Source organism: Pseudomonas sp. FP1762, assembly GCF_030687105.1.
GTDB classification, from domain to species: domain Bacteria; phylum Pseudomonadota; class Gammaproteobacteria; order Pseudomonadales; family Pseudomonadaceae; genus Aquipseudomonas; species Aquipseudomonas siliginis.
The window spans coordinates 2168783-2180372 of the sequence record NZ_CP117458.1 but is presented as its reverse complement, the minus strand read 5'-3'; the positions used below and the strand labels follow the sequence as shown (position 1 = coordinate 2180372).

At 59.6% G+C, this 11590-nt stretch carries 11 protein-coding genes and 1 tRNA gene; 5 read left to right on the top strand and 7 right to left on the bottom strand.

Annotation, left to right across the window (positions count from 1 at the left end; genetic code table 11):
• Window positions 1–9 precede the first annotated feature (9 nt).
• Window positions 10–2025 (bottom strand): excinuclease ABC subunit UvrB, encoded by a 2016-nt coding sequence (gene uvrB / locus PSH90_RS09530; protein WP_016773919.1) that lies wholly within the window; start codon window positions 2023–2025, stop codon window positions 10–12.
• A 337-nt stretch (window positions 2026–2362) separates the two neighbouring features.
• On the opposite strand from uvrB, the gene PSH90_RS09525 reads away from it, so the two are divergent.
• Window positions 2363–3559: an amino acid aminotransferase gene (locus PSH90_RS09525; RefSeq protein WP_305382591.1), complete on the top strand. Its 1197-nt coding sequence runs from the start codon at window positions 2363–2365 to the stop codon at window positions 3557–3559.
• A 227-nt stretch (window positions 3560–3786) separates the two neighbouring features.
• Complete coding sequence (locus PSH90_RS09520; RefSeq protein WP_041478524.1) at window positions 3787–3987, top strand: hypothetical protein; 201 nt, start codon at window positions 3787–3789, stop codon at window positions 3985–3987.
• Here the strand turns inward: PSH90_RS09520 and PSH90_RS09515 are convergent.
• Window positions 3984–4214 carry a hypothetical protein gene (locus tag PSH90_RS09515; protein WP_122700510.1) on the bottom strand — a complete coding sequence of 77 codons (231 nt, stop codon included), beginning with the start codon at window positions 4212–4214 and terminating at the stop codon, window positions 3984–3986. The two genes, PSH90_RS09520 and PSH90_RS09515, sit on opposite strands and share 4 nt — an antisense overlap.
• Window positions 4215–4433: 219 nt before the next feature.
• Here PSH90_RS09515 and PSH90_RS09510 point away from each other — a divergent pair.
• A tRNA-Asn gene (locus PSH90_RS09510) sits at window positions 4434–4509 on the top strand.
• Between the two features lie 113 nt (window positions 4510–4622).
• Here the strand turns inward: PSH90_RS09510 and PSH90_RS09505 are convergent.
• Entirely contained in the window at window positions 4623–6146 is a 1524-nt protein-coding gene (locus tag PSH90_RS09505) for a nucleobase:cation symporter-2 family protein (RefSeq protein ID WP_024012376.1), read from the bottom strand.
• A 252-nt stretch (window positions 6147–6398) separates the two neighbouring features.
• Here PSH90_RS09505 and PSH90_RS09500 point away from each other — a divergent pair, with 252 nt between their 5' ends.
• Both PSH90_RS09500 and PSH90_RS09495 read left to right on the top strand, forming a co-directional pair.
• Window positions 6399–6683, top strand: coding sequence for a BrnT family toxin (locus PSH90_RS09500; protein ID WP_305382590.1), 285 nt, complete (start codon window positions 6399–6401; stop codon window positions 6681–6683).
• A 3-nt stretch (window positions 6684–6686) separates the two neighbouring features.
• Window positions 6687–7022 (top strand): BrnA antitoxin family protein, encoded by a 336-nt coding sequence (locus PSH90_RS09495; RefSeq protein WP_016773914.1) that lies wholly within the window; start codon window positions 6687–6689, stop codon window positions 7020–7022.
• Here the strand turns inward: PSH90_RS09495 and PSH90_RS09490 are convergent.
• From PSH90_RS09490 to PSH90_RS09475, 4 genes are all read right to left on the bottom strand, one after another.
• Window positions 7019–7852, bottom strand: coding sequence for an arylamine N-acetyltransferase (locus PSH90_RS09490; protein WP_305382588.1), 834 nt, complete (start codon window positions 7850–7852; stop codon window positions 7019–7021). The two genes, PSH90_RS09495 and PSH90_RS09490, sit on opposite strands and share 4 nt — an antisense overlap.
• A 100-nt stretch (window positions 7853–7952) precedes the next feature.
• A complete protein-coding gene (xth, locus tag PSH90_RS09485; protein ID WP_095179485.1) occupies window positions 7953–8747 on the bottom strand; it encodes an exodeoxyribonuclease III in 795 nt (264 codons plus the stop codon).
• A gap of 83 nt (window positions 8748–8830) precedes the next feature.
• The gene (locus tag PSH90_RS09480) at window positions 8831–10273 is read right to left on the bottom strand and encodes a mechanosensitive ion channel family protein (protein ID WP_041478518.1); all 1443 of its coding nucleotides are present in this window, start codon (window positions 10271–10273) and stop codon (window positions 8831–8833) included.
• 330 nt (window positions 10274–10603) lie between these two features.
• The gene (locus PSH90_RS09475; protein ID WP_150741426.1) at window positions 10604–11470 is read right to left on the bottom strand and encodes a pirin family protein; all 867 of its coding nucleotides are present in this window, start codon (window positions 11468–11470) and stop codon (window positions 10604–10606) included.
• Between the last annotated feature and the right edge of the window lie 120 nt (window positions 11471–11590).

Below are 11590 nucleotides of genomic sequence, written 5' to 3'. Positions count from 1 at the left end.
AACGATCCCTTATACCGTAAGCAATCGTTCGCGCAGTTTGGCAATCTCGTCACGCATCTGCGCCGCCGCTTCAAACTCCAGATCCCGCGCCAATTGGTACATCTTCTCTTCCAGAGCGCGGATGCGTTTGGTGATTTCGCTTGGCGAGCGCAGTTCGGCTTCGTACTTGGCGTTCTCTTCGGCGGCCTTGGCCATGCCTTTGCGCTTCTTGCTGCGCGAGCCCGGTACGGTGGCGCCTTCCATGATGTCGGCGACATCCTTGATCACACCTTTCGGGGTGATGCCGTTCTCAAGGTTGAAAGCGATCTGCTTCTCGCGACGGCGCTCGGTCTCACCAATCGCCCGCTCCATCGAACCGGTCATGCGATCGGCGTAGAGAATCGCCCGGCCATTGAGGTTACGCGCCGCGCGACCGATGGTCTGGATCAGCGAGCGCTCGGAACGCAGGAAGCCTTCCTTGTCAGCATCGAGAATCGCCACCAGCGACACTTCCGGCATGTCGAGGCCTTCACGCAGCAGGTTGATCCCGACCAGCACATCGAACACGCCGAGGCGCAAATCGCGGATGATCTCGACGCGCTCGACGGTATCGATGTCCGAGTGCAGATAACGCACGCGCACGCCGTGGTCGGCGAGGTAATCGGTCAGGTCTTCGGCCATGCGCTTGGTCAGCGTGGTGACCAGCACACGTTCTTCGATCGCCACGCGCTTGGTGATTTCCGAGAGCAAGTCATCGACCTGAGTCAGCGCCGGCCGCACTTCAACCTGCGGGTCGACCAGGCCGGTCGGCCGCACCACCTGCTCAACCACGCGCCCGGCGTGCTCGGCTTCATAGTTGCCAGGCGTCGCCGAAACGAAAATGGTCTGCGGGCTGACCCCTTCCCACTCGTCGAAACGCATGGGCCGGTTATCCAGCGCCGAGGGCAGGCGGAAGCCGTACTCGACCAGCGTCTCTTTACGCGAACGGTCACCCTTATACATCGCGCCGACCTGCGGCACGCTGACGTGGGATTCGTCGATCACCAGCAAGGCGTCGGCGGGCAGGTAGTCATAAAGGGTAGGCGGTGCCGCGCCGGACGGACGCCCGGACAGGTAGCGCGAGTAGTTTTCGATGCCGTTGCAGTAACCCAGTTCGAGGATCATCTCCAGGTCGAAACGGGTGCGCTGCTCCAGGCGCTGGGCCTCCACCAGTTTGTTGTTACTGCGCAGGTATTCGAGGCGCTCCTGCAATTCGACCTTGATGCCTTCGATGGCGTCGAGCAGGGTTTCCCGAGGCGTCACGTAGTGGCTCTTCGGATAGAAAGTGAAGCGCGGCATCTTGCGGATGACTTCGCCGGTCAGCGGATCAAACGCGGAAATGCTCTCGACCTCGTCGTCGAAAAGCTCAATGCGGATCGCTTCCAGATCGGATTCCGCCGGGAAGATATCGATCACATCACCGCGCACGCGGAACGTCGCCCGGGCAAAATCCATGTCGTTGCGGGTGTATTGCAGGTCAGCCAAGCGCCGCAGAAGCGCGCGCTGATCGAGCTTGTCGCCGCGATCCACGTGCAAGACCATTTTCAGATAGGTTTCCGGGCTGCCCAGACCATAGATGCACGACACCGTGGTGACGATGATCGCGTCCTTGCGCTCGAGCAACGCTTTCGTCGCGGACAGGCGCATCTGCTCGATGTGGTCGTTGATCGACGCGTCCTTCTCGATGAAGGTGTCGGACGACGGCACATACGCTTCGGGCTGGTAGTAGTCGTAGTAGGAAACGAAGTATTCAACGGCGTTGTTCGGGAAGAACGCCTTGAACTCCCCGTACAACTGCGCGGCCAGGGTCTTGTTCGGCGCCAGTACCAGCGTTGGCCGCTGTACCTGCGAGATGACGTTGGCGATGCTGAAGGTCTTGCCCGAGCCGGTCACACCGAGCAATGTCTGGTGCGCCAGCCCGGCGTCAATGCCCTCAACCAACTGGCGAATGGCTTCCGGCTGATCGCCGGCAGGCTCGAAGCGGGTGACTAGCTGGAATTCCGACATACACACCTCTGGATTCGCGGCGCTCCGCGTCAGACGGAGCACCACGAGGACGACCGCAAACGACCGATGTCGCGCAAGAAAAAACCTGGATTGTGCTGAATGTGGTGGCGATTGCCTGACCTTTCAAGGCAAACGTCCTACATCCGGTAAAGAGTCTGACAAAGTCAATCGACTAACGGTCCAGAAATAATCGGAAAAACTTACCTCAAAAGCCGATTCGCCTGTCGCCATTGCGCGGTGATGGCCTCTATACTAGCTCCCCGTTTGTGCACCGCTCTAGTGCATTCGGCTGGAGCGCTACACGTCCCTCCACTCTCCATTCAGAGCCGCCGTAATAATGAGCCTGTTCTCCGCTGTCGAAATGGCACCCCGCGATCCAATCCTGGGCCTCAACGAAGCATTCAACGCCGATACCCGGACCACCAAGGTCAACCTGGGCGTGGGCGTGTACTGCAACGAAGAGGGGCGAATTCCACTGCTGCGCGCGGTGATCGAAGCCGAGACGATTCGCGTCGCGCAACACGCTTCGCGCGGTTACCTGCCGATCGATGGCATCGCTGCCTACGACCAGGCCGTGCAGAAACTGCTGTTCGGCAACGACTCGCCGCTGATCAGCGCCGGTCGCGTCATCACTACTCAGGCCGTCGGCGGGACCGGCGCGCTGAAAATCGGTGCCGACTTCCTCAAGCAACTGCTGCCGAACGCCGTCGTGGCGATCAGCGACCCGAGCTGGGAAAACCACCGCGCGCTGTTCGAAACCGCCGGTTTCCCGGTGCAGAACTACCGTTACTACGACGCTGCCACCCACGACGTGAACCGTGCCGGCATGCTCGACGACCTCAACGCCCTGCCGAACGGCTCGATCGTTGTCCTTCATGCTTGCTGCCACAACCCGACCGGCGTCGACCTGACCCCGGCGGACTGGAACAAGGTACTGGAAGTGGTCAAGGCCAAAGGTCACGTGCCGTTCCTCGACATGGCTTACCAGGGTTTCGGCGACGGCATCGATGAAGACGCCGCCGCTGTGCGCCTGTTCGCCGAATCCGGTCTGACCTTCTTCGTCTCGAGCTCGTTCTCCAAATCGTTCTCGCTGTACGGCGAACGCGTTGGCGCACTGTCGATCATCAGCGAATCGAAAGAAGAAAGCGCGCGCGTGCTGTCGCAGGTCAAGCGCGTGATCCGCACTAACTACTCCAACCCGCCGACCCATGGCGCCAGCATTGTTGCTGCGGTGCTGAACAGCCCGGAACTGCGCGCACAGTGGGAAGCCGAGCTGGCCGAGATGCGCCTGCGCATTCGCGGCATGCGCGAGCAGATGGTTGCCCTGCTGGCGGTAAAAGCCCCGGGCCGCGATTTCAGCTTCGTCGGTCGTCAGCGCGGCATGTTCTCCTACTCCGGCCTGACCACTGAACAAGTGCATCGCCTGCGCAACGAGTTCGGCATCTACGCCCTGGACACCGGCCGCATCTGCGTGGCTGCCTTGAACCAGAGCAACATCAAGGCTGTGACGGACGCGATCGTTCAGGTCATCTGATTTCGCCGCGCGATGAAAAACGGGAAGCCTTTGGGCTTCCCGTTTTTATTTGTCCCTGGAACCGCCGTGCAACCTCTAGACTGCACACAATTCAAAGTGCAGGAGCTGACGAGTGCAACGAGGCTGCGATCTTTTGATCTTGTTTCCAAGATCAAGATCAAAAGATCGCAGCGTTCCGCAGCTCCTACCGGTTTTGTGTACACCCGAGATTTTTGAAGAGAACCCACATGAAAAACGACAACCTGCGCGCCGACCGTGACGACCTGGATGATTTCATCCCGCGCGCTCCGGCCAAGCGTGAAAAGAGCCTGGTGCTGCAAGTAGCCACCGGGGTATTCCTCGGTGGCCTGGCCCTGTGGCTGGTGCAACTGGCGGCGACAGCGGTCTATGCCAAGCTGATGCTCGGCACGATTACTTTCGGCAGTTAAGCCAGTTCAGCCGAGCGCTGGGTGGCGGCATCGTCGTAAATCACATACAGCGATTCGGCGACCTGGCTTTTGATGGCCTTGCTGCTTTCGAGACCGAGGACGAAACCTTCAGCCTTGCCGCCAGCGCGGTTCAATTCTTCGGCGGTGCTTGCCCCGGCGATTGCATCGAAAAGTTTTTCGGCGTGCGGGCCGATCCCTTTGGGCAGGCTGATCTGTGCAGTGCTCATGCGAGCACCTCGGTGTTACGGATGATTTGATTCATGGCGCGTACCTTTGCGGCGAATGGCCGGTAGCGCGTGTGACCACTTCCGGGCTGCCATGGTAGACCTCTGAAGTCTTTCTGGTAACCGTCAATCGCTGACAAAATGCCGTCCGTCCCGCTGAATCGCATAAATCGCCAGGCGACGCTTGACTTCTCTTTTTGAATCAGTAACATACGCACCAATTCCGCAATAGCTCAGTTGGTAGAGCAAGTGACTGTTAATCACTGGGTCCCTGGTTCGAGTCCAGGTTGTGGAGCCAAATAGCAAAGCCCCTGAATCGCAAGGTTCAGGGGCTTTTTTGTGGGCGCATTAAAAATACCAAAAGGCCGATCTGTTTGGGCATATCGGCCTTTCCTGTTTCAGACGCAGCGGTCAGACATGTTCGCTGCTTTTCACCTGCACCTTCGGCGCGCCGTGGCCATGATCATGGTCATCCGGCTCGATCACCGGCACTTCCTTGCCATCGCAATCATGCAGCTTGCCGTCACTGAAGTAATCGCCTTCACGCAGCGCGGCGAGATCGCGATAACGCAGCGTGCGCTCTTCGGCTGCGGCGAACACCGACTGTTGATCCGAGTTGCCGGTCGTGAAGTGGTTGAACGCCAGGTTGAGCAGGATCGCCATGATTGCCGACGAACTGATGCCCGAATGGAAAATAGTCGCGAACCAGCTCGGGAAATGATCGTAGAAGTTCGGCGCGGCGATCGGGATCATGCCGAAACCGATCGAGGTGGCAACGATGATCAGGTTAACGTTGTTGCGGTAGTCCACCTTCGACAAGGTGCGAATGCCGCTGGCCGCCACGGTGCCGAACAGCACGATCCCGGCGCCGCCAAGGACCGAAGTCGGTACGGCAGCAATCACCCGGCCCATGAACGGCAGCAGGCCGAGCACCACCAGGAACAAGCCGCCGGTAGCGACCACGAATCGGCTCTTGATCCCGGTCACCGCCACCAGGCCGACGTTTTGCGCGAAAGCACTTTGCGTAAACGAACCGAAGATCGGCGCAAACATGCTCGACAGCATGTCGGCGCGCAGGCCGTTGCCCAAGCGTTTGGAATCTACCTTGGTGTCAATGATTTCGCCCACGGCAAGGATGTCTGCCGAGGTTTCCACCAGCGTCACCATGACCACAATGCACATCGACAGGATCGCGGCGAAATGGAAGGTCGGCATGCCGAAGTGGAACGGTGTCGGGAAGCCGAACATGGGACCGGTGGTGACACTGGAGAAATCCGCCATGCCGAGGAACACCGCCAGCACCGTGCCGATGACCATGGCCAGCAGAATCGACAGCCGAGAAATGGTCGCGCTGCCAACCTTGCTCAACAGCAACACCAGCACCAGCGTCACCGCTGCCAGACCGATGTTCTGCATGCTGCCGAAGTCCGGCGCGTGGCTGTTGCCACCCATTGCCCAGCGTGCGGCCACTGGCATCAGCGTCAGGCCGATGGTGGTGATCACAATGCCGGTGACCAACGGCGGAAAGAACTTGGTGATGCGCGAAAACACTGGCGTGATCAGCAAGCCGATCAACGAGGCGGCAATCACCGCGCCCAGCACCGATTGGAAACCGCCCTCCCCGCCACTGCTGACGATCGCGACCATGGTCGCCACACCAGAGAACGATACGCCCTGGACCAGCGGCAGCTGACAGCCAAAAAACGGCAGACCCAGGGTTTGCAGCAACGTCGCCAGCCCCCCCGCAAACAATGAAGCAGCAATCAACAGACCAATGTCCGCCGGCGACAGACCGGCCGCCTGGCCAATGATCAGTGGCACCGCAACGATACCGCCGTACATGGTCAGAACATGTTGCAGGCCGTAAGCCATATTCGCGCCGACCCCGAGGTTTTCGTCCTCGGGCCGTTGGTGTGAAACATGGGGCGTTTTCATGGTGGGGGGTTCCCTGGTTTTTGTTATGCGCACACTGTATTCAATACTCAGGACAAATGTCCATAGAGTTGTATACAACTTATCAGTCAAATAATGGTTAGGTAGCCATCCAACCTTCTAGCCTGCGCTTCTTGCCCTAACAAATCCGGCAACACATCCCCGCTGCGTCCGCGCCAGTGTCCACCAGGCTGAAGTGTTCACGGCGACCGACGGTGCAGTCGCGCTCTTTTTTATACATATAAAGTATGCATAATGAAGTCATTCAAGATTCAGTACGACAAAAGCAAAAACGCAGCCAACAAACTCAAGCACAAAGGCATCAGCCTCGCCGAAGCCGAACCGGTTTTCCATGACGAACGCGCACTGACACTTGAGGACAACGACCATGACGAACAACGCTGGATCACCCTCGGCCTCGATGCCAAAGGTCGTGTGCTTGCCGTTGCTTACAGCCATCGCGAAGCCAATGTTGTTCGAATCATTTCCGCACGTCTCGCCACACCCAGCGAACGGCGCGCGTATTTTCAGGAGGCTTGAACGATGAAAGACGAATATGACTTTTCCGCAGGTAAACGCGGCGCAGTAGCGCCGAGCAAGGGCAAGACCCGCATCACCATCATGCTTGATGACGCGGTGATCGAAGCGGCGCGTACCGCCGCAGAAACCGAGGGCTTTGGCTACCAGACTGTGATCAACAACACCCTGCGCCATGCTCTGCTTGATGGCCCACGCCAGCAGGGAAGCGCTGACGACTCAGGTCTGACGGGGCAATTCAAGAAAGGCATCACCGCCACCGATCTCAAGAGTCTCGAGAGAAAGCTGTCAGCGGCCATCGGCGAAATCCGTCGCGTATTGGAGCCTGATGTAAAGCCTTAGATGGAGGCTGGCGCGATGACCCGAGCCAGCGCTTGCCGCGCACGCGGTGAATCAGGCATTTGAAGATCAAACTCACGCCGCAGCAACTCCATCAGCTCGTCGACATCCGCCACTTCGCGCCGCTCACTGTCCGCGCCCATGTGATGAATGGCGAAACTGCCGTTGTTCAGGGTTTTGCGCCAACCAGCGCCGGTGCGCGCCACCATCAGGCGCTGGGCAAAAGGTGACTCGGGATGCGTCGAGACGTACCAGTTGCCGACGGTGTAATCGATGTCCTCCTGGCGCTGCAGATCAAACAGGTACATCGGCCGCCACTCGCCTGCGACCTGGGCGCGCAGCAGGTAGCCTTCGTTCTGCTTGTCGATGCGGTAGGGTTCGTGCGGGGTTAGTTGCTCATGTTCACTGTCGAGCAGCAGCGGTGCGGTCGGCACCATGCCGCCAAAGCCGACGTCGGTGATGTAACGCACTGTGTCGATGGTCACCAGACTCAAACGATGGGTGCGCGCCGTCCAGCTGCCTTCCGGTTGATTCATCACCACGCGCCCGCTGATCGCCCGCGCGTCGAAGCCCAATTCAAGCAGCAGCGCATAAAACAAATGGTTGAGTTCGTAGCAGTAGCCGCCCCGCCCTTGCTGCAGCACCTTGCTTTCGATGGAGTCCAGGTCGATCGACACCGGTTCACCCATGATCGTAGCCAGATTTTCGAAAACAAATTCGGCGGTATGGCGCAGTTGCAACTGACGCAACGTATCCAGTGTCGGTGGCGGCGGCGCATCGAAACCCAAACGTTGCAGATACAGATTGGTATTGCTCAGCCGTAGCGCACTCATTGCTCGATCCTTATGCATGGGCCGCAGAACACTGCGTGGATGTTGCCCTGTATACGGGATCAGGCACGGCTTTCGACAATTGATTTCGCCAATCGCCTGGTCAGCGCTTTTTCCGCGAGCCGATGCGAATCCATGTCGGTGCATGGTCGCTGGCGTGCGGTTCGTTGCGTACCCAGGCGTCGACGCCGGCATCGTGCAGATACGGGCTCAATGCCGGGTTGAGCAGCAGGTGGTCGATGCGCAGGCCGGAGTTGGTTTGCCAATGGTTACGGAAATAATCCCAGAAGGTGTAGATGCGTTCTTCGGGATACACGTGGCGCAGGGAATCGGTCCAGCCCTGGCCCAGCAGGCGCTGATAGCACTCGCGGCTTTCGGGTTGCAACAAAGCATCCTTGAGCCAGGATCGCGTGTTGTAGATGTCCATGTCGGTGGGCACGACATTGAAGTCACCGGCGAGCACCACCGGGTGATCGCTGCTTTGCAGGTCTTTGGCGTAATTGATCAGACGCTCGAACCAGGCCAGTTTGTAATCGAATTTCGGCCCCGGCTGTGGGTTGCCGTTGGGCAGATACAGGCAACCGACCAGCACACCGTGCACCGCCGCTTCGATATAGCGGCTGTGCGTGTCATCGGGATCGCCGGGCAAACCGCGTCGACTCTCCAGCGGCTGCGCATCACGCGCCAGAATCGCCACGCCATTCCATGACGCCTGGCCCTGCCAGATCGCGCCGTAACCGGCGGCCTCCAGTTCGGCGGCGGGAAATGCGCTGTCGACTGACTTGAGCTCTTGCAGGCAGGCGATGTCCGGCTGCTCGCGCTTGAGCCATTCCAGCAGATTCGGCAGCCGCGCGCGCATGCCATTGACGTTGAAGGTGGCGATTCGCAGGTTTTTCATCGTCTGCAACTCCTGCCCGGTGGGATTGCAAATTGTGACCCTGAGAACGCCGCGCAGGTTGCATCGAATGACAATGCGACAGCTCAGACGCGATTACGCAGCCATTGCAGGAAGCCTCTTTTCGGCGCGACCACGGGCGCTTCCTCGGTCAGCGACTGCGCCTTGTGCAGGCGGAAATCGAGCAACGCCTGCATCGCATCATGGATGTCATGGCGCGCGTCCAGGCACGGTTTCAGGTAGGACTTCTCGATGCGATACAGGGCGCAGAAAGTCTTCGCGGAAAAATCCGCCGGCAGCGCGGTGTCGGAGAGAATCCCGGCCTCGCCGATCACCTCGCCCGGCCCCATGCGCCCGGATTCCAGGGGTGCACCATGGCGCTTGAGCGTCACCGAAACCACGCCGGATTCAATGATGAACAAATGATCGCTGACCTCCCCGCCCGCCAGAATCGTTTCGCCGGCGCGGAAGGTTTGCAGGGTCATGTTCTGGCTGAAGGTGTCTTTCTCTTCTTCACGCAGAGTCGAGAAGATCGGTGAGCTTTCTAACAACGCCCTTGGCCGCGACAACTGCGGTGCGGCGCTGGTCTCGTTGCTCGACAGCAGGTTGACGCCGGAGGCCTGCAAATGCCGGTAAGCGAGGTCGAACAACTGATTGCGCACCACGCGCTTCTCGCCCATCGAGGCGACAAATCCACTGATTTCGTATTCCGCGCCGCCGCTGGCAGAACTCTTCAACGATACGCTCGGCGCCGGCGTGTCGAGCAATTGCCGGCAACCCTGCATTGCCCGCTCCAGCGCCTCGATCACTGAGCTGGGCCGGGCATGGGGGCTGACAGGCACGCTGACGGAAACGCCGAACATATTGCTCGGTCGGCTGAAGTTGATGATTTTGGCTTTCGCCGCCAGCGAGTTGGGTATCACGGCCATGCTGCCCTGACTGGTTTGCAGACGCGTGGCGCGCCAGTCGATGTCGGTGACGCGGCCCTCGGTGCCGTCGATGGAGATCCAGTCATCGAGTTGATAGGGCTTGGTGGTGTTGAGGACGATGCCGGAGAACACGTCGCTCAAGGTGCTCTGCAAGGCCAGACCGACAATGATCGCCAACGCGCCGGACGTCGCCAGCACGCCTTTGACCGGCAGATCGAGCACGTACGCCAGCGCCGCAATGATCGCGATGAGGAAAATCACCGCGCCGAGCAAGTCCTGCAACAGCCGGCCGGTGTGGCCGACCCGCTGCATCATCACCGCGCCGATCAGCACCGTCAGGGTCCGCGCACCAAACAGCCACCAGCCGATCTGCAACCCGGTCGCCGCCAGATGCAGCGGCACGTTGTCGGCCCACGGCGCCGGCTCCATCGGGTTGAGGCCTTCGTTGAACAGCACAATGCTGAACAGGGCGAAAATCAGCACCCGCACCAACAGCTTCCATTCGCTGCCGCGAGAGCTGATCAGCCGCCACAGGCCAAGATCGAGCAGGATCAGGATCAACGCGCTAAACAAAGGGTGTTCGGTCAGCAGAGACAGCATCAAACAACTCCGACAAAGGCCAATCGCGAGAAGATCGCACAGATTGGCACAGTGTAGGAGCAATTGATTTCGGCGGATGAACCGCCGCTTGAAAACACTGCGAAACCCTGTAGGAGCTGACGAAGGCTGCGATCTTGAGGATGTGGGACGCGGAGCGTCCCCGGCTGCATTCCCACGCAGAGTGTGGGAACGATCAGACGCTGAAAAACCTGTGGGAGCGAGCCTGCTCGCGAAGGCGTCCTGTCAGTCACTACCTCTTCGACTGAATCAGAGCATTCGCGAGCAGGCTCGCTCCCACAGGGGAGTTTCAGTTGCCAGTAAAGCTCGGGGTCAGGCGTGCATCCGGCCAAAACGCCCGGACTGAAAGTCGGCGAAGGCCTGATGAATTTCCTGCTCGGTGTTCATCACGAACGGGCCATGGCCGACGATCGGTTCGTCGATCGGCTCGCCGCTGAGCAGCAATACCACCGCGTCTTCGCTGGCCTGGAGAGTGAGTCGATCACCGTCGCGTTCGAACAGCGCCAACTGCCCGACCCCTACCGATTCCGCACCGTTGACCTGCACCGAACCTTTCAGCACCACCAGTGCGGTATTGCGTCCTTCGTGCAGATCAAGCGTCAGCAACTTGCCGGCATTGAGGCGCAGATCCCAGACGTCGATCGGCGTGAAGGTGCGCGAAGGTCCGGTGTGCCCGTCGAATTCACCGGCGATCAGACGCAGGCTGCCGGCGTTGTCCTTGAGCGCGATGCTGGGAATGTCGCGGTCGAGAATGGTCTGGTAACCCGGCGCGGCCATTTTGTCCTTGGCCGGCAGGTTGACCCACAGCTGGACCATTTCCAGCTTGCCGCCGGTTCTGGCGAAATTCTCCGAATGAAACTCTTCATGGAGGATGCCGGACGCTGCGGTCATCCACTGCACGTCGCCCGGGCCGATGGTGCCGCCGCTGCCGGTGGAGTCGCGGTGTTGCACTTCGCCGTCGTAAACGATGGTCACGGTTTCAAAACCACGGTGCGGATGCTGGCCGACGCCACGCTGTTCAGTGGTCGGGGTGAATTCGGCGGGACCGGCGTGATCGAGCAGCAGAAACGGGCTGATGTGCTTGCCCAGGTTGTCGTAAGAGAAAAGTGTGCGCACCGGGAAACCATCGCCGACCCAATGGCCGCGCGGGCTGGTGTAAATGCCGATGATGTTTTTCATGGGGTCTCCAATGGGTAAATGCATTGGATTAAGCCTAAAGGCATATCGAATATTCGACTAGACGGTGAAAACCGGCTTGAGTGTTCCATGTGCAGAACAATTGGGTCAGCAGCGCGCATT

Coding starts and splice junctions, on each gene's coding strand:
- PSH90_RS09515 (WP_122700510.1), bottom strand. CDS start 4,214: ATGAGCACTGCACAGATCAGCCTGCCCAAAGGGATCGGCCCGCACGCC.
- uvrB (WP_016773919.1), bottom strand. CDS start 2,025: ATGTCGGAATTCCAGCTAGTCACCCGCTTCGAGCCTGCCGGCGATCAG.
- PSH90_RS09475 (WP_150741426.1), bottom strand. CDS start 11,470: ATGAAAAACATCATCGGCATTTACACCAGCCCGCGCGGCCATTGGGTC.
- PSH90_RS09505 (WP_024012376.1), bottom strand. CDS start 6,146: ATGAAAACGCCCCATGTTTCACACCAACGGCCCGAGGACGAAAACCTC.
- PSH90_RS09495 (WP_016773914.1), top strand. CDS start 6,687: ATGAAAGACGAATATGACTTTTCCGCAGGTAAACGCGGCGCAGTAGCG.
- xth (WP_095179485.1), bottom strand. CDS start 8,747: ATGAAAAACCTGCGAATCGCCACCTTCAACGTCAATGGCATGCGCGCG.
- PSH90_RS09500 (WP_305382590.1), top strand. CDS start 6,399: ATGAAGTCATTCAAGATTCAGTACGACAAAAGCAAAAACGCAGCCAAC.
- PSH90_RS09525 (WP_305382591.1), top strand. CDS start 2,363: ATGAGCCTGTTCTCCGCTGTCGAAATGGCACCCCGCGATCCAATCCTG.
- PSH90_RS09520 (WP_041478524.1), top strand. CDS start 3,787: ATGAAAAACGACAACCTGCGCGCCGACCGTGACGACCTGGATGATTTC.
- PSH90_RS09480 (WP_041478518.1), bottom strand. CDS start 10,273: ATGCTGTCTCTGCTGACCGAACACCCTTTGTTTAGCGCGTTGATCCTG.
- PSH90_RS09490 (WP_305382588.1), bottom strand. CDS start 7,852: ATGAGTGCGCTACGGCTGAGCAATACCAATCTGTATCTGCAACGTTTG.